Consider the following 15,898-nt stretch of genomic DNA (forward strand, 5'->3'; position numbering starts at 1 on the left):
CTCGCGGACGCTCGGGGTGCCGCCCGCGCCGCAGGGCCCCCGCGCCGCCGAGTGGGGGGGGTAGTTCTCGCCCTCCCCGCCGCTGCCCCCCCCGGCGGCGTTTCGGGCCCGGGGCCCGGGCGTCAGATCTGGACGCCGAAGTCCTGGGCGATGCCGGCCAGGCCGGAGGCGTAGCCCTGGCCGACGGCGCGGAACTTCCACTCGCCGTTGTTGCGGTAGAGCTCGCCGAAGATCATCGCGGTCTCGGTCGCGGCGTCTTCGGAGAGGTCGTACCGGGCCAGCTCGGCGCCGCCGGCGGCGTTCACCACGCGGATGTAGGCGTTGCGGACCTGGCCGAAGTTCTGGCTGCGGGCGACGCCGTCGTAGATGGTGACCGGGAAGGTGATCCGGGCGGCCTCGGCGGGCAGGGCGGCCAGGTCGACGTTGATCGACTCGTCGTCGCCCACGCCCTCGCCGGTGCGGTTGTCACCGGTGTGCACGACGGAGCCGTCCGGCGTGCTGGTGTTGTTGAAGAACACGAAATGGCCGTTGGACAGCACCTTGCCGTCCGCGTTCAGGACGATGGCGCTGGCGTCGAGGTCGAATTCGGCGCCGGTCGTGGTGCGGACGTCCCAGCCCAGGCCGACCGAGACCGCGGACAGGCCCGGGGCCTCCTTGGTCAGCGAGACGTTTCCGCCCTTGGAGAGGCTCACTGGCATGGTGATCGCTGTCCCTTCATTCGCTTTTCCCGGGACAACGCAATCGTCCGGTGGATTGGTTCCACCGGGGATCCTCCCTTTCGCGCGGGCGCCAAGTTCTGGCAAAGCGCGGGCAATGTACGGGTCAGATCCGGCGGAACCTGCCCTGGAGCGACCAGATGTTGGGGTTGTCGGCCAGGTCGGGGTGCATGTCGAACAGGTCGGCGAGGGTGTCCTGGAGGAAGTCCCGTGCTTCGCGGCGCAGATCGGCGTGGCGCACCACCGCGGGCGGCTCGTCGGGCAGCCAGGTGGCGCTGACCTCGACCCAGTTGAAGCGGCGGGCGAAGCGCAGCAGCTCGGTGTTCTGGGTGAAGTCGAGGTCGGCGGTCTGGACACGGGCGGCCCGGCCGCCGGCCGGGTCGCGGTCCAGCTCCTCGGCGATGTCGCACAGCGCCCACGCGAAGTCGAGCACCGGGACCCAGCCCCAGGCGGTGGAGAGCTCCGCGCCCTCGGCGTCCAGGTACACGTCGCCGCAGAAGAGGTCGTACCGCAGGGCGTGCACGGAGGCGGTGCGGTAGTCGGTCTGCGGGGGGTCGGGGAAGCGGTTGGAGAGGGAGTAGCCGAGCTCGATCACACCGCCATTGTCGGGGCTCGGGGTGCGTGCCGGATAACCGGGTGACCGGGCGGGCCGGGCGCGGGATGATGGGCGCATGCCCGAGCCCATCCGCGTACGGGGGTCGGTGGTCGTCCCCGACGCCGAGCTCGTCTGGCGCTTCTCCCGTTCCTCCGGCCCCGGTGGCCAGCACGTCAACACTTCCGACAGCAAGGTCGAGCTGCGCTACGACCTGGCCGCCTCGAAGGCGCTGCCCGAGGTGTGGCGCGAGCGCGCCCTGGAGCGGCTGGCGGGCCGGCTGGTGGACGGCCGGGTGCTGGTGGTCCAGGCCTCGGAGTTCCGCTCGCAGTGGCGCAACCGCGAGGCGGCCGCGGTCCGGCTGGCCGCGGTGCTGACCGAGGCCTGCGCGCCGCCGCCGAAGACCCGCCGGGCGACGAGGCCGAGCCGTGGGATGGTCGAGCGGCGGCTGGACAACAAGCGGCACCGCTCCGAGCTGAAGGAGGGGCGGCGCTCGCCGCGCTCCGAGTAGTCGCCCGCCGAGTAGTCGCCCGCCGGTCCGTCGGTGCGGTGGCCCGGTCGAGCGCGCCGTGTGCCGGCGGGGTGGCTCAGCCGAGCGTGCGGTAGCCGCCGCGGAAGTAGAGCAGGGGCCGGCCGCCGGGGTCCGGGACGACGGCCTCCAGGACGCGCCCGAGCAGCAGCGTGTGGTCGCCCGCGGGTATCCGCTGCTCGGTGCGGCACTCGACGGTGGCCAGCGCGCCCTCGATCAGCGGGGCGCCGGTGGCCGGGCCGCGGTGGTGCGGGGTGTCGGCGAACAGCAGCCGGTCGCTGAGCCGGCCCTTCATGGCGAAGCGGGAGCCGGTCGTCTTCTGGGCCTCGGTGAGCACCGAGACCGCCCAGGTGTCCACGCGGGCGAGCACCTCGTCCATCCGGGAGTCCTCGCGGACCGAGATCAGCACCAGCGGCGGCTCCAGCGACACGGAGAGGAAGGACGTGGCGGTCATGCCGATGTCCTCGCCGTCCTCGGGGTCGTGGACGGTCACCAGGCTCACGCCGGCGGCGAGCTGGGAGAGTGCGGCCCGGAACTCGTCGGGCGTGGCGTGGGCGGCAGCTTCGGGCTGCGGGGACGGGTACACGTACCGCACGGTAGCTGGCGGTCGCGGGTCGCGACATCGGGCCGTGGTCGTAGGACCAGCGGCGCAGGGGTGAGGGCCGGGACCGGTGCCCTCACTCACCCCCAGGGGTGAAGCATGGGTGAAGCAGGGGGCCTGCCGGGCGACAGGTGGCTTCAGCGCGCGGGCAATGCGGTCGACCACGAGAAATGTTCCGATAGCGCTTTATGTCCCGCTATGGGACGGATGAGCTGATTAAGGGCGCATTAGTGTCGTGTGATTTAAGTCACAAGTGGTGGCCTATTGCTGACCGAGCGTGCCGAACGCTGTGCTCCCTGTGATTCAGTTCTTCTGGCAATCGGACGATAACCAATCAAGAACTATCCGAAGCAGCCGGGGAGCCCCCGCATGGAAGCCGAGTCGGAGCCGTACGTCCGTCTCGCGACCCTCCGCACCTTGCACCGGGTCGTGGCGGACCTCAACGCTGCCCGCAGCCTGGCGGGCACGCTGCAGGCCGTCGTCGAGGGTGCGGTCCACGGGCTCGGATTCGACGCCGCCGCGGTGAGCCTGGTGCGGCCCGACGGCGACCTCGTCGTGGCGGCCGTCTGGGAGCTGGAGGAGAGCGCCATGGGCGGCCCCTCCGTGCTGCTCGGCCAGGTCGGCTCCCGCGAGTCCTGGGACCGGCTGCTCGGCGTCAGCGACCACTGGGGCACCCTGCGCTTCCTGCCCTACGACCGGGGCTGGGCCGTCGCCAGCGACATCCCGCGCTGGATCGGGGACGGCCCGATGCCCGTCTACGCCAACGACTGGCACCCCGCCGACGGGCTGCTCGCCCCCATGTACAGCGCCGGCGGCGACCTGCTCGGCGTCCTGTCGGTGGACCGTCCGCGCAGCGGCAAGCGGCCCGGCGCCTGGACCCGCGAGGCGCTGGAGATGTTCTCGCTCCAGGCCTCCATCGCGATCGGCAACGCCCGCCTGCGGGCCGAGATGCAGCGCGCCCTGGCCCGCCTGGAGAAGGAGCAGCAGGCGCTGCGGGCGAGCGAGGAGAGCTTCCGCCAGGCCTTCGAGTACGCGCCCAGCGGCATGGCCATCACGGAGCTGTGCGGCCCCGGGCGCGGCCAGCTGACCAGGGTCAACGACGCGCTCTGCCGCCTGCTCGGCCGACCACGCGCGGTGCTGCGCCAGCAGAGCTTCGTCGACCTCGTCCACCCCGACGACCGCGCCCTGCTGGAACGCACCAGCGCGGAGAGCGGGCGGGCCGAGCTCCGGCTCTCCCGGCGGGACGGCGGCTACCAGTGGGTGTGCCTGCGCAACTCCGTCGTGGCGGACGCCGCCGAGGGCCCCAGCTTCCTGCTCACCCACGTCGAGGACATCGAGGACCGCAAGCGCCACGAGCTCCAGCTCGCCCACCGGGCCAGCCACGACGCGCTCACCGGCCTGCCCAACGGCGCCGAGCTGAAGGCCCGGCTGGCCCGCCGGCTCTGCCCCGAGCCGCAGACCGTCGGCGCGGTCGCGGGCCCCGCGGAGGCGGCCTTCCCACAGCCGTACGGCGGCTACCCGGCCGACTCGTACAGCGCGCACGCCGCGTACGACGGCCTGGAGGGCGCCGAACCGTACGCCGGGGCGGTGCACACGTACGGCGCGCCGGACGGGAGCCTGCCGGCGGGGCTCGGGGCGGCGGACGGCGGTCTCCCGGCCGGGTACGAGGTCATGGGCTACGAGGTCACGGGCTACGAGGTGGCGGGCTACGGGGCCGCCGGGTTCGGTCCCGGCTACCCGGAACACGTGCACGCGGTGGTCCCGGCCGAGTACGGCCCGGGCGGCGAGGCGTGGTCCGGAGCGTTCCGCCCCGGCGCGGGCGGCGGCGCGATCGTCGACAAGGGGCTCGCGGTGCTCTTCTGCGACCTCGACGGCTTCAAGTCCATCAACGACCGGTTCGGCCACAACGCGGGCGACGCCGTCCTGGTCGAGGTCGCCCGCCGGCTCAGCCAGGCCGTCCGGGACGGCGACACGGTGGCCCGGCTCGGCGGTGACGAGTTCGTGGTGCTGGCCGACGGCATCGGCCGCGAGGAGGCCAAGGACCTCGCCCACCGGCTGCGCAACGCCATCATCCCGCCGATGCGGATCGACGGACGGGCGATGCGGGTGGGCGTGAGCCTCGGGATCGGCTGGGCCGGCTGCGGGATGAGCATCGAGGAAGTCCTGCACACGGCGGACGAGCGGATGTACGACGAGAAGCGGGCCAGGGGCGGCGCCGTGCGCGGGGCCAGGGGCGAGCGCTCGCACCGCCGGGCGGGCTGAACCCGGGCCCTGGCGGCCCAGGTTACCGGCGGGTTGTCAAGCCCTCGTTCCGGGCGGCCGGGTCGGGCAGGTAGGGTTCCCCGGTAACGAGAGCGTCCATGACCTGCGCCTGGGGCCGCCGGCCCGGCGGCGCGAACGATGGGGGAGTTGACCACCGTGACGACCGCCGGCAACAACGGAGCGCCCGAGGGCCCGGGGGGCGGTGCCCCTCAGGAAGACGACCCCTTCGGTTACCTCTACCGCCCGGCCGACGGGTCCTCCGGGCAGTCGGCCGAGCCGCAGCAGGGTGTGCCGCGTACGCCGTACAGCCGCCCGATGGAGGTCGGCCGTGCCCAGTACGGCCAGCAGCAGTCCTACCCTCCGCGCGCGCAGCAGCAGCCGCAGTACTTCCAGCAAGGGTCCCCGCAGCAGGGCCCCGGCCAGCCGTACCCGCAGCAGTACGGCCAGCAGCAGCCCGACTACGGCAGCGTCCCCACGCAGCAGACCCGCTACGCCGAGCACTCCCGCCCGCAGCCGGGTGACGACCGCCAGGGCAGCAGCGGCCGGAGCAAGGGTGCGGTGATCGGCGCGGTGGCGGTGATCGCGGCGATCGCGATCGGCGCCGGGATCGCGCTGTCCACCGGGGACTCGGGCGACGACAAGAAGGCCGCCAAGGGCGGCCAGCAGACCGCCGCCTCGGTGGCTCCCAGCACGACCGGCTCCGGCACCCCGTCGGGGACCTCCTCCGCCTCGGCCTCGCCGAGCGCCTCCGCCTCCGGCGGGCCGGTGACGGTGGACGCGGGACAGCTCCAGGGCCAGAACGCACCCTCCGGAAACACCGTCAAGGGCGCCAAGTCCGCGGACGGCAGCTACCTGACGCTCCAGCCGGGCGGTTCGCTGAGCTGGACCGGTGAGGTGGCCGCGGCCGGCACCTACAAGCTGACCGTGCACTTCAACAACGCCGGCGGCGACGTGCGGGGTGCGGCGTCGGTCAACGGCAAGGACTGGCCGAGCGGACTGGCCTTCAAGAACTACTCGCCCGGCAAGGACCCGGCGTCCTCGTGGTACTCCACCTGGATACTGCCGCAGCTCCAGGCCGGTTCGAACACCATCACGATGACCGCGCCGTCCGGCGGGCCGATCCTGGTCGACCAGATCACGGTGGAGCCGAGCAGCTGACGGGCTGACGACGGCCCGGTCGGGCCCGGACGCGCCGACGGCCGCCCGTCCCCGGTAAGCGGGGAGGGCGGCCGTCGGCGTTCCGTCAGGCGGCTCCGGTCAGGCCGGCTTGACGGTGGTGAAGCGGTCGCCGCCGACGACCCACTCGCCGCGGCGCATGACGGCGACGAGGTCGTGGGTGGCGGAGTCGAGCACGACCAGGTCGGCGTACTTGCCGGTTTCCAGGGTGCCGACGGAGTCGCCCAGGCCGAGCAGCCGGGCCGGGGTCGTGCAGAGCGACTGGACGGCCTGGTCGAGCGTCAGGCCGTTGACGGTGACCGAGCGCTTGAACGCGACGTCCAGGGTGAGCGTCGAGCCGGCGATCGAGCCGCCCTCGACCAGCCGGGCCACGCCGTCCTTGACCTCGACCTGGAGCGGGCCGAGCGGGTAGAGGCCGTCGCCCATGCCCGCGGCGCCCATGGCGTCGGTGATCAGGGCGACGCGTTCGGCGCCCGCGGTGCCGTAGGCGAGGTCGAGGACGGACGGGTGCAGGTGCACACCGTCGTTGATCAGCTCGACGGTGACCCGCTCGTCCTCCAGCAGCGCCACGATCGGGCCCGGGGCCCGGTGGGCGATCGCCGGCATCGCGTTGAACAGGTGGGTCGCCACGGTCGCGCCCGCGTCGACGGCCTCCAGCGTCGTCGCGTAGTCGGAGTCGGTGTGACCGACGGCCGCGATGACGCCGAGGTCGGCGAGCATCCGGACGGAGTCGAGGCCGCCGGGGAGCTCGGGGGCGAGGGTGACCATCTTCGCGTGGCCGCGGGCCGCGTCGACGAGCTTGCGCACCAGCGCCGGGTCCGGGTCGCGCAGCAGGTCGGGGCGGTGGGCGCCGCAGCGGTTGCGGGAGATGAACGGGCCCTCGAAGTGGATGCCGGCCAGCACGCCGTCCTCGACCAGTTCGGACAGCACGGCGGCCTGGCGGGCGACCTCGTCGATCTCGCCGGTGACGGTCGAGGCGATGGTGGTCGTGGTGCCGTGTTCGAGGTGGGTCCGGGCGGCCCGCAGCGCCTCCTCGGCGATGCCGGAGGCGTAGGACGCGCCGCCGCCGCCGTGGACGTGCAGGTCGACGAAGCCCGGGACGACGGTGTGGCCGGTCAGGTCGAGGTCGCCAGGCTCGGCCCCGCCACCACGCGCCCCACTCGTGATGGCCGCGATCCGGTCGCCCTCGACGGCGATCCGCTCGCCCTCGACGACCCCGCCGGGCAGGACCAGCCGGGCGCCGGCCAGTGCGGTACGGTCACGCTCCGCGGCAGTCACGCGGTCACCTCCATCTGTCGGGACGGGCGTCCCGGGTTCTCGAATGCGCTGGGCGCCGGCAGGCCGCTGTGGTCGGTGACCCGGCTCCGGACGGCGGTCGGCGTCCGGATGCCACGGGGGTGCGGGGGCCGGGCCGGCCGGTGGTGTCGGGTCGGCTCCGGGGGTCGGGACGGCCGGTCGTGTTGGGTCGGCTCCGGATGTCGGGCCGGCTCCGGGGGTCGGGACGGCCGGTGCGTCCGGGTGGGCCCGTGCGGTCCCGGATGCCGAGCATGAGGCCTCGGAGGCCGGGTGGGGAGCCCCCTCACGGGCGCGGGGGGTGGGTTTCGGCGAGCAGGTCCCAGGCGAGGAGACCGGCCCCCAGCGACGCCGCGGTGTCCTTCAGCATCGCCGGTACGACCTTCGGGGGCATCTGGAAGGTCAGACGCTCGGTGATGGCCGCCCGCAGCGGGGTGAAGAGCGTGTCGCCGGCCTCGGCCAGCCCGCCGCCGACGATCACCGTGGACGGGTCGAGCAGGCTCTGGGCGAGCACGATGCCGTCCGCCAGGGCGTCGACGGCGCCCTGCCAGACCGCGAGTGCGCGGTCGTCCCCGGCGTCCACCGCGGCGGCGCAGGATGCCGCGTCGGCGTCGGGGTCGCCGCTGGCCGCGGCCCAGGCCCGGGAGACGGCGGAGGCCGAGGCCAGCGTCTCCAGGCAGCCGCGGGCGCCGCAGCCGCACTGCGGGCCGCCCGGGCGCACCACGACGTGGCCGATCTCGCCGCCGTAGCCGTGGGCCCCGGCCTCGATCCGCCCGTCGATGCCGATGGCGCCGGCGATGCCGGTGCCGAGCGCGATGAACAGGAAGCGGCCGACGCCCCGGCCGGCGCCGATCCGGCCCTCGGCGAGGCCGCCGGAGCGCACGTCGTGGCCGAGGGCGACGGGGATCGGGGCGCTGCTGCTGCCCCCCTTCGCGGGGGCGGGGGTCGCGAGGCGCTCGCCGAGGAGCTTGCGCAGCGGCAGGTCGCGCCAGCCGAGGTTGGCGGAGTAGACCGCGATGCCGTTCCTCTCGTCGATCGTGCCGGGCACGGCCACGCCGGCCGCGAGCGGAGCGACGCCGAAGCGGTCGCGGCCCTCGGCCGCCAGGTCGGCGGCGAAGTCGAGGATGGCGGCGACGACGGCGTCCGTGCCGTGCTCCCGCCCGGTCGGTCGGCGTGCCTCGAACAGCACGGAGCCGTCCTGGGCGAGCAGCGCGGCCTTCATGCCGGTGCCGCCTACATCGAGTGCGATGACGTGCTTCACGGGGGACAGTTTCCCTTGGCCGGGTCGAAGAGGTCTAGTCCAGTTGTCGGATTGGTCTGGTCCATACTGGGTGAGCTTTGTCGCAGAAGCGGGCGGTGTGCGGGGCTTTGGGGTGTGGGGTTTCGGAGGGTTGGGAGGGGTTGGGGCGGTGGTTCGGGCGGTGGTTCGGGCGGGCGTCGACGGTGTTTCGTTGCGCATCGTGCAATGACGTCCGCACTTCGATAACTACTTGCCGGACACGGGGCAGAGGTATGGACCACTGTGGGGTCGGTTTGGCAGTGTTGCGCCTCCCCCCTGCCGGAATCACCCCTCCGGTCGCATTTCTCCCCCCGAAGGCGGTACCCGCGTTGAACAGGCGCGCCCACGTCCCCACCCGTGTGCTCGGCACCGCGCTGGCCGGAGCGCTGGTGCTCTCCGCGGTCAGCGCCTGCAGCGGACAGGGCGACGGGCCCGTCACCATCAGGCTGGTCGCCGCGGACTACGGCGAGAACGCCGACACCAGCTCCAAGCTGTACTGGGACGAGGTCGTGCGCGGCTTCGAGGCGCAGAACCCCGGCATCAAGGTCGACGTCGACGTCGAGAGCTGGACCGACATCGGCAAGAAGGTCGACGACCTGATCGCGGCCGGCAAGTCGCCCGACCTCCTGCAGACCGGCGGCTTCGCCGACCAGGTCGCCGCGGACCGGCTGTACCCGGCGGCGGACGTGCTCTCGCTGGACACCCAGGCCAAGTTCATGGACTCCTTCGCCCACGCCGGGCAGGTGCTCGGCACGCAGTACGGGATTCCCTTCGTCTCTTCCTCCCGCGTGCTCTTCTACAACAAGACGCTCTTCAAGCAGGCGGGAATCAGCCAGCCGCCGGTCACCTGGAGCGAACTGCGGCAGGACGCCGAGAAGATCAAGGCCAAGGCGCCGGGCGTCACCCCGTACGGCCTCCCGCTGGGGCCCGAGGAGGCACCGGCCGAGTCCATGCTGTGGACGCTGAGCGGCGGCGGCCTGCTCTCCGACGACGTCGGCAACTACACGATCGACAGCGCCCAGAACCAGGCCACCTTCACCTGGCTCAAGAGCAACCTGGTGAGCACCGGGCTGACCTATCCCGAGCCGGGCAAGATGAACCGCACCCCGGTGTTCCAGGACTTCGCGTCCGGGAAGGTCGCGATGCTGAACGGGCACCCGACGCTGCTGCGGATGGCCACCGCCGGGAACGTCGACTTCGGGACGGCCCCGATCCCCAGGAAGGACGGCCTCAACAAGACCGGCAGCCTCGGCGTCGCGGACTGGATGATGGCCTTCAAGGCCAACGGGCACAAGGACCAGATCAAGAAGTTCCTGTCCTTCGTCTTCATGCGGGAGAACCAGCTCAAGTTCGACGAGCGGTACAACCTCCTGCCGGTGACCCAGGACGCCTTCGGCCAGATGTCCTCGGACCCCAAGCACGTCGACCTCAAGCAGTTCGCCACCGGTCTGACCAACGCCAGCTTCTACCCGTTCGGCGACCCGGCCTGGGCGGACGTGAGCAACCGGATCAAGGCCGGGATCGGCGAGGCCGTCACCGGGGACCCGAAGCAGGTCCTCACCGGGCTGCAGGACGCCGCCGTCAAGGAGGCGGCCCGGCTTCGGAAGTGAGGCCGGGCCTGGGCGGGGGTGGGGCGGGGCCTGGGCGGGGGTGCGGCCGGGCCTGGGCGGAGGTGGGGCGGGGTGCCTCCTTCCTTCAGGGGAGGGTGATGGCGTAGGCCTTCCTGAGGGTCTCGTGGACGGTCCACGTCGTCCGGTCGCCCTCCCGCAGGACGGCGCAGTCGCCCGGGCCCACGTGCAGCGTCGGGCCGCCGTCGACCTCGATGGTGGCCCGGCCGCTCAGCACCACGAACATCTCGTCGGCCTCGGTGTCGGTGACCACGCCCGGGGTGATCTGCCAGATGCCGCGCAGCTGCCGGCCGTCGGCGGACTCGTGCAGGACCTTCCCGGTGACCTCCGGGGTGCCCTCGACGATCTGCGCGGGATCCAGGGGCTCGGGGGTCAGGTCGGCGTCGGGGACGTGGACGGTGAAGCTCGATTCGATCATGACCGTGACGTTAGCCGGGGCGCTCGGCCGGGGGAGGACGCAGAGTGTGTCCTGGGGGCGTCCGAGAATGACACTTCGTAGGTCGTGGGAGGTGTTCTCGGCAGGAGGTCTTCAGGAGGTGTTCTCGTGGGCGAGCTGAGTGAGCGGGACCGGGCGGTGCTGGAGCTCGAAGGGCGCCAGTGGCGTACGGCGGGGGCCAAGGAGCGGGCCGTCCGGGAGGAGCTGGGGATCTCCAGCACCCGGTACTACCAGGTGTTGAACGCGCTGCTGGACCGGCCGGAGGCGCTGGCGCACGCGCCGGTGCTGGTGAATCGGTTGCGCCGGGTGAGGGATGCGCGGCGCGCGGCTCGGTGACGTGGGGGCCGCTGCGCGGGGCTTGGGTGCGGGGTGGGCTTTCGGGTGGGTGGGTGACGCCGGGGGGGGGTGTGGGGGTGGGGGGGGGGGCGCGGGGGGGGGGGGGGGGGGGGGGGGGGGGGTGGGGGGGGGGGGGGTTTCGCGGGGGGTGGCTGCGGGGGTGGCCGCTCCGGGGGCTGGATGATTTTCCGACTGCCGACTCTGTGGGTGGGGTGTTCTCGCCGTTGGCAGTCTGAAAATCACCCGTCACGCCCCTCTCCGCGGCCACCCCCTCCGCCACCCCCTCCCGCAGCGCTCCCTCTCGCTGGGGAGGGATGAGGGGTGGGTGGGAGGTTGAGGTGAGTGGGTCGGGTGGGTGGGTTTGGGGGTGGGGGGTGGTTTGGGTGGGTGCGTTGGTGCGGGGGGCTATGAGGCCAGGGATTCGTACGCCCTCCTCAGGCGGTGGATGCCCTCGGTCGCTTGTGTGGCGCTCTCGGCTGCCGCGTAGCTGAGGCGGAGGTGCGCTGCTGGGGGTTCTGCCGGGTGGTACGGGCGGCCGGGGGTGACGAGGACGCCGGTTCGCAGGGCCGCTGCGGTGAGGACGGCGTCGTCGGTGCCGTCCGGCAGGCGTAGCCACAGGTGGTAGCCGCCCGGGCGGTAGTCGTCGAGGAAGCCCGGCAGTTCGCGGTGCAGGGCGGCGACGGCGGCGGTGCGGCGGTCCTGGAGTTCGGCCCCCAGGGTGCGCAGGTGGCGGGGCCAGCCGGGGTCGGAGACGAGTTCCAGGGTGGCCTCCTGGAGCGGGCGGGGCACGAAGAAGCTGTCCACGACCTGGGTGGCCCGCAGTCGTGCGAGGGCCGGGCCGTGGGCGGTCAGGGCTCCGACCCGCAGGTTGGGCGAGGCCGCCTTGGTCAGGGAGCGCAGGTGGACCACGACGCCGTCCTGGTCGTCGGCGGCCAGTGGGCGGGGCAGCGCGGGGGCGTCGGTGTGGACGAGCAGCCGGGCGAAGTCGTCTTCGAGGACGAACGCCCCGGCGGCGCGGGCGATCCGCAGGACCTCGGTGCGCCGTTCGGGGGAGAGCACCGCGCCGGTCGGGTTCTGGAACAGCGGCTGGCAGACGAAGAGCCGGGCCCGGCTGGCCGCGAAGGCGTCGGCCAGCAGGTCGGTGCGGACGCCGTCGGCGTCGACCGGGACGGGGACGGGCCGCAGCCCGGCCGCGTGCAGGACCGCGAGGATCCCCGGGTACGTCGGGGACTCCACCAGGACGGGTGTGCCGGGCGCGGCGAGCGCCCGCACCGCGACGGTGAGGCCGCCCTGTCCGCCGGCGGTGATCAGGACGTCTCCGGCGCCGATCGGGCCGCCGGTGCCGCCGATGTCCCGGGCGAACCAGCCGCGCAGTTCGGTGAGGCCGTCGGCGGGCGGGCGGTCCCAGGCGCCGGGGCGGCGTCCGGCCCGGGCGAGGGCGCCGGCCAGCAGGCGTTCGGGGAGCAGGCCGGCGTGCGGGTAGCCGCTGTTGAGGTCGATGACGTCGGGCGGCGGCACGTTGAGGGTGGCCATCACCGGTGCGGCGAGCAGGTCGCGCGGGCCGGAGCCGGCGCTGAGCGCGACCTCCTGCCAGGAGAGGTCGCCCGTGCGGGCGCTCGGCGCGGCGGCGAAGTGGGCGGCCCGGAACACCCCGGCTCCCGGCCGGGAGACGACCAGCCCCTCGGCCGCGAGGACGGCGATCGCCCGGGAGACCGTCACCGGGCTGACCTGGTGGCGCTCGACGAGGGCGCGGCTGGACGACAGCTTTCGTCCTTCGGGGTAGCACTCCACCTCGCGGCGCAGGCTTTCGGCGAGTTCGGCCACACTGCTACGCTCGTTCATGAAGGCACAAGATAGCGCTATTCGAATGTCGGCGATAGCACCGCGGATCGTCGGCCCTGGTTCGGCAGCGGCCGCCGGCACCCTGCCCGCCGCCCTCGGGGTGCTCCTCTTCTCGTTCAGCTTCCCGGCCACCTCCTGGGCCCTCACCGGCTTCGGCCCCTGGACGGCCACCGGGCTGCGCGGGGCCGGGGCGGGCCTGCTCGCCGCCCTCTATCTGGCGGCCGTCCGCGCCCCGCTGCCGACCCGGCGGCAGTGGCCCGGCCTGCTCGTCGTCGCGGTGGGCTGCGTCCTCGGCTTCCCGCTGCTCACCACGCTCGCCCTGCGGATGTCCTCGACGGCGCACTCGGCGGTGGTCATCGGCCTGCTGCCGCTGGCGACGGCGGTGTTCGCGGCGTGGCGCACCGGCCGCCGGCCGTCCCGGGCGTTCTGGGGCGCCGCGCTGGTGGGGGCGGCGGCCGTGATCGCGTTCACCCTGCTGCAGAGCCACGGCCGGCCGAGCGCCGCGGACTGCCTGCTGTTCGCGGCGCTGCTCGTCTGCGCCGCCGGGTACGCGGAGGGCGGGCGCCTGTCGCGGGACCTGCCGGGTGCTCAGGTGATCGCGTGGGCGGTGGTGGCCGCACTGCCCGCGACCGTGCTGACCACCGTGCTCGCGTTGCCCGCCGAGCCCGTCCACCCGGGCGCGAAGGCGCTGGTCGGGCTGGCGTACACGGCGGCGGTGTCGCAGTTCGGCGGGTTCGTGCTCTGGTACCGGGGGATGGCGGCGATCGGCGTGCCGAGGGCGAGCCAACTCCAGCTCGCACAGCCGCTGTTGACGCTCGTGTGGGCGGTTCTGCTGCTGGCCGAGGACCTGCCGGCGGCGGCTCCGGTGACGGCCGTGGTGGTGCTCGTCTGCATCGCCGTCACCCAGCGCGCCCGTGCGTGAGGGCCTGTTCGGGTGATGCGCCGCGCGCGCCCCGGGCTTCGGTGGGCGGCCGCTGGTAGTGGTGGGTCCGACCACCGCCAGCCCGAGCCCGGAAGGCGCGCCGCGTGACTCTCCTGCCGAAGGACGTCGTGGACCGGGCCCGTCTGCGCCGACGCCGGCGCGGGCGGGCCCTGGTGGGCTGGCTGAGCACGACCGACCACAAGCGGATCGGCACCCTCTACATCACGACGTCGTTCCTGTTCTTCCTCGCCGGCGGCGTCATGGCGCTGCTGATGCGGGCCGAACTGGCGCGCCCGGGGCTGCAGTTGATCGACAACGAGCGGTTCAACCAGCTGTTCACCATGCACGGCACGATCATGCTGCTGATGTTCGCGACCCCGCTCTTCGCGGGCTTCGCCAACTGGATCATGCCGCTGCAGATCGGCGCACCGGACGTCGTCTTCCCCCGGTTGAACGCGCTCGCCTACTGGCTCTACCTGTTCGGCTCGCTGATCGTCATGTTCGGCTTCCTGACCCCGGGCGGCGCGGCCGACTTCGGCTGGTTCGCCTACGCGCCGCTCAACAGCCGGATGCACAGCCCGGGCCACGGCGCGGACCTGTGGATCATGGGACTGGCGCTCTCCGGGTTCGGGACCATCCTCGGCTCGGTCAACTTCGTCACGACGATCGTCTGCTTCCGGGCGCCGGGCATGACGCTGTTCCGGATGCCGATCTTCGTCTGGAACGTCCTGCTCACCGCGGTCCTGGTGCTGTTCGCCTTCCCGGTGCTGGCGGCGGCGCTGCTCTGCCTGGAGTCGGACCGGCGGTTCGGCTCGCACGTCTTCGACCCGGCCAACGGCGGGGCGATGCTGTGGCAGCACCTGTTCTGGTTCTTCGGGCACCCCGAGGTGTACATCATCGCCCTGCCGTTCTTCGGCATCGTCACCGAGATCATCCCGGTGTTCAGCCGCAAACCGGTCTTCGGCTACTCCGGCCTGATCGGCGCGACGGTCGCCATCACCGGCCTGTCGATCACGGTCTGGGCGCACCACATGTTCGTCACCGGGCAGGTGCTGCTGCCGTTCTTCTCGATCATGACGATGCTGATCGCGGTGCCCACCGGGGTGAAGTTCTTCAACTGGATCGGCACGATGTGGCGGGGCTCGCTGAGCTTCGAGACGCCGATGCTGTGGACCGTCGGCTTCCTGGTGACCTTCCTGTTCGGCGGGCTCACCGGGGTGCTGCTGGCCGCGCCGCCGATCGACTTCCACGTCTCCGACTCGTACTTCGTCGTCGCGCACTTCCACTACGTGGTGTTCGGGACGGTGGTGTTCGCGATGTTCGCCGGATTCCACTTCTGGTGGCCGAAGTTCACCGGGCGGATGCTGGACGAGCGGCTCGGCCGGATCCACTTCTGGACGCTGTTCACCGGCTTCCACGCCACCTTCCTGGTGCAGCACTGGCTGGGCGCCGAGGGCATGCCGCGCCGGTACGCCGACTACCTCGCCTCGGACGGGTTCACGACGCTGAACACCGTCTCCAGCATCGGCTCGTTCCTGCTCGGGGCCTCGACGCTGCCGTTCCTCTACAACGTGTGGCGGACGGCGAAGTACGGGCAGCCGGTGGAGGAGGACGACCCCTGGGGGTACGGGCGGTCGCTGGAGTGGGCCACGTCGTGCCCGCCGCCGAGGCACAACTTCGTGACGCTGCCGAAGATCCGCTCGGAGTGCCCGGCGTTCGACTTGCACCACCCGGAGATCGCGGAGCTCGACCGGAGGCAGAATGGCCCCCGGGACCGCCCGGAGGGCGGGGTTCGCTCGTTAGGATGAGCGGCGTGCCCCGCCGGCTCCGGGGCGCGGCATCCGGAGGGAGTGGGCCGTCATGGCAGACGAGAGGCACGCCCCGGCCGGGGACGCCCCCGCCCGGCGACGCGGCCAGGGCGAGCTGGAGGCCCAGGTGCTGGCGGTGCTCCAGCGCGCGCCCGGCCCGGTCACCGCGGGGTGGGTGCAGGAACGCCTGGACGGCGGCCTGGCGTACACCACCGTGATGACGATCCTCTCCCGGCTGCACGCGAAGAACGCCGTCTCCCGGACCCGCTCCGGCCGCTCCTACCTCTGGCAGGCGTCCTCCGACGCGGCCGGGCTCGCCGCCCTGAGGATGCGCCGGATGCTCGACGGCGAGGCCGACCGGGACGCCGTCCTGGCGAGCTTCGTGAGCGCCCTGCTCCCGCACGACGAGGAACTGCTGCGCGCGCTCCTCGACTCCGCGTCCGCCGATCCGGCAGCGGCCGACCGTGAGAGCTGACCC

Annotated in this window: 15 protein-coding genes; 8 read left to right on the forward strand and 7 right to left on the reverse strand. The window is 73.0% G+C overall.

Annotated features, from left to right (window positions below):
* Positions 1 to 122: 122 nt before the first annotated feature.
* Positions 123 to 698 carry a TerD family protein gene (locus ACFV4G_RS02715; RefSeq protein WP_380435771.1) on the reverse strand — a complete coding sequence of 192 codons (576 nt, stop codon included), beginning with the start codon at positions 696 to 698 and terminating at the stop codon, positions 123 to 125.
* 124 nt (positions 699 to 822) lie between these two features.
* Positions 823 to 1,311, reverse strand: a complete 489-nt coding sequence (locus tag ACFV4G_RS02720; RefSeq protein ID WP_380435773.1) for a hypothetical protein — start codon at positions 1,309 to 1,311, stop codon at positions 823 to 825.
* A 76-nt stretch (positions 1,312 to 1,387) separates the two neighbouring features.
* Between ACFV4G_RS02720 and arfB the strand changes: the two genes are divergently transcribed.
* The gene (gene arfB / locus ACFV4G_RS02725; protein WP_380435775.1) at positions 1,388 to 1,819 is read left to right on the forward strand and encodes an alternative ribosome rescue aminoacyl-tRNA hydrolase ArfB; all 432 of its coding nucleotides are present in this window, start codon (positions 1,388 to 1,390) and stop codon (positions 1,817 to 1,819) included.
* A 76-nt stretch (positions 1,820 to 1,895) separates the two neighbouring features.
* Here the strand turns inward: arfB and ACFV4G_RS02730 are convergent, their stop codons facing one another.
* Positions 1,896 to 2,423, reverse strand: coding sequence for a flavin reductase family protein (locus tag ACFV4G_RS02730; RefSeq protein WP_380435777.1), 528 nt, complete (start codon positions 2,421 to 2,423; stop codon positions 1,896 to 1,898).
* A 384-nt stretch (positions 2,424 to 2,807) separates the two neighbouring features.
* Here ACFV4G_RS02730 and ACFV4G_RS02735 point away from each other — a divergent pair, with 384 nt between their 5' ends.
* Both ACFV4G_RS02735 and ACFV4G_RS02740 read left to right on the forward strand, forming a co-directional pair.
* The gene (locus ACFV4G_RS02735; RefSeq protein ID WP_380435779.1) at positions 2,808 to 4,700 is read left to right on the forward strand and encodes a diguanylate cyclase domain-containing protein; all 1,893 of its coding nucleotides are present in this window, start codon (positions 2,808 to 2,810) and stop codon (positions 4,698 to 4,700) included.
* 147 nt (positions 4,701 to 4,847) lie between these two features.
* Complete coding sequence (locus tag ACFV4G_RS02740; protein WP_380435781.1) at positions 4,848 to 5,858, forward strand: hypothetical protein; 1,011 nt, start codon at positions 4,848 to 4,850, stop codon at positions 5,856 to 5,858.
* 99 nt (positions 5,859 to 5,957) lie between these two features.
* Here ACFV4G_RS02740 and nagA read toward each other — a convergent pair whose 3' ends face one another.
* Together nagA and ACFV4G_RS02750 are read right to left on the reverse strand one after the other, a co-directional pair.
* Positions 5,958 to 7,154, reverse strand: a complete 1,197-nt coding sequence (gene nagA / locus ACFV4G_RS02745) for an N-acetylglucosamine-6-phosphate deacetylase (protein WP_380435783.1) — start codon at positions 7,152 to 7,154, stop codon at positions 5,958 to 5,960.
* A gap of 301 nt (positions 7,155 to 7,455) precedes the next feature.
* Entirely contained in the window at positions 7,456 to 8,430 is a 975-nt protein-coding gene (locus ACFV4G_RS02750; RefSeq protein WP_380435785.1) for an ROK family protein, read from the reverse strand.
* Positions 8,431 to 8,777: 347 nt separating this feature from the next.
* Between ACFV4G_RS02750 and ACFV4G_RS02755 the strand changes: the two genes are divergently transcribed.
* Positions 8,778 to 10,058 (forward strand): extracellular solute-binding protein, encoded by a 1,281-nt coding sequence (locus ACFV4G_RS02755; protein ID WP_380435787.1) that lies wholly within the window; start codon positions 8,778 to 8,780, stop codon positions 10,056 to 10,058.
* 85 nt (positions 10,059 to 10,143) lie between these two features.
* On the opposite strand, the gene ACFV4G_RS02760 is transcribed toward ACFV4G_RS02755, so the two are convergent.
* A complete protein-coding gene (locus ACFV4G_RS02760) occupies positions 10,144 to 10,494 on the reverse strand; it encodes a cupin domain-containing protein (protein ID WP_380435789.1) in 351 nt (116 codons plus the stop codon).
* A gap of 126 nt (positions 10,495 to 10,620) precedes the next feature.
* Here ACFV4G_RS02760 and ACFV4G_RS02765 point away from each other — a divergent pair, with 126 nt between their 5' ends.
* Complete coding sequence (locus ACFV4G_RS02765; protein ID WP_380435791.1) at positions 10,621 to 10,848, forward strand: DUF3263 domain-containing protein; 228 nt, start codon at positions 10,621 to 10,623, stop codon at positions 10,846 to 10,848.
* Positions 10,849 to 11,253: 405 nt separating this feature from the next.
* On the opposite strand, the gene ACFV4G_RS02770 is transcribed toward ACFV4G_RS02765, so the two are convergent.
* Complete coding sequence (locus tag ACFV4G_RS02770; protein ID WP_380435793.1) at positions 11,254 to 12,690, reverse strand: PLP-dependent aminotransferase family protein; 1,437 nt, start codon at positions 12,688 to 12,690, stop codon at positions 11,254 to 11,256.
* Between ACFV4G_RS02770 and ACFV4G_RS02775 the strand changes: the two genes are divergently transcribed.
* The 3 genes from ACFV4G_RS02775 (at position 12,689) to ACFV4G_RS02785 (ending at position 15,895) form a co-directional block, all read left to right on the forward strand.
* Positions 12,689 to 13,612 carry a DMT family transporter gene (locus tag ACFV4G_RS02775; RefSeq protein WP_380435795.1) on the forward strand — a complete coding sequence of 308 codons (924 nt, stop codon included), beginning with the start codon at positions 12,689 to 12,691 and terminating at the stop codon, positions 13,610 to 13,612. The genes ACFV4G_RS02770 and ACFV4G_RS02775 overlap by 2 nt on opposite strands.
* A 113-nt stretch (positions 13,613 to 13,725) precedes the next feature.
* A complete protein-coding gene (ctaD, locus tag ACFV4G_RS02780) occupies positions 13,726 to 15,420 on the forward strand; it encodes a cytochrome c oxidase subunit I (RefSeq protein WP_380435980.1) in 1,695 nt (564 codons plus the stop codon).
* A 52-nt stretch (positions 15,421 to 15,472) separates the two neighbouring features.
* The gene (locus ACFV4G_RS02785; protein ID WP_380435797.1) at positions 15,473 to 15,895 is read left to right on the forward strand and encodes a BlaI/MecI/CopY family transcriptional regulator; all 423 of its coding nucleotides are present in this window, start codon (positions 15,473 to 15,475) and stop codon (positions 15,893 to 15,895) included.
* The last annotated feature ends 3 nt before the right edge of the window (positions 15,896 to 15,898 follow it).

Origin of the sequence: Kitasatospora sp. NPDC059747, from assembly GCF_042732955.1 — a bacterium.
Taxonomy (GTDB): Bacteria; Actinomycetota; Actinomycetes; order Streptomycetales; family Streptomycetaceae; genus Kitasatospora.

Excerpts from the sequence above, each read along its gene's own strand:
- ACFV4G_RS02715 (WP_380435771.1), bottom strand. The coding sequence starts at position 698 with ATGCCAGTGAGCCTCTCCAAGGGCGGAAACGTCTCGCTGACCAAGGAG.
- arfB (WP_380435775.1), top strand. The coding sequence starts at position 1,388 with ATGCCCGAGCCCATCCGCGTACGGGGGTCGGTGGTCGTCCCCGACGCC.
- ACFV4G_RS02735 (WP_380435779.1), top strand. The coding sequence starts at position 2,808 with ATGGAAGCCGAGTCGGAGCCGTACGTCCGTCTCGCGACCCTCCGCACC.
- ACFV4G_RS02760 (WP_380435789.1), bottom strand. The coding sequence starts at position 10,494 with ATGATCGAATCGAGCTTCACCGTCCACGTCCCCGACGCCGACCTGACC.
- ACFV4G_RS02775 (WP_380435795.1), top strand. The coding sequence starts at position 12,689 with ATGAAGGCACAAGATAGCGCTATTCGAATGTCGGCGATAGCACCGCGG.
- ACFV4G_RS02770 (WP_380435793.1), bottom strand. The coding sequence starts at position 12,690 with ATGAACGAGCGTAGCAGTGTGGCCGAACTCGCCGAAAGCCTGCGCCGC.
- ACFV4G_RS02785 (WP_380435797.1), top strand. The coding sequence starts at position 15,473 with ATGGCAGACGAGAGGCACGCCCCGGCCGGGGACGCCCCCGCCCGGCGA.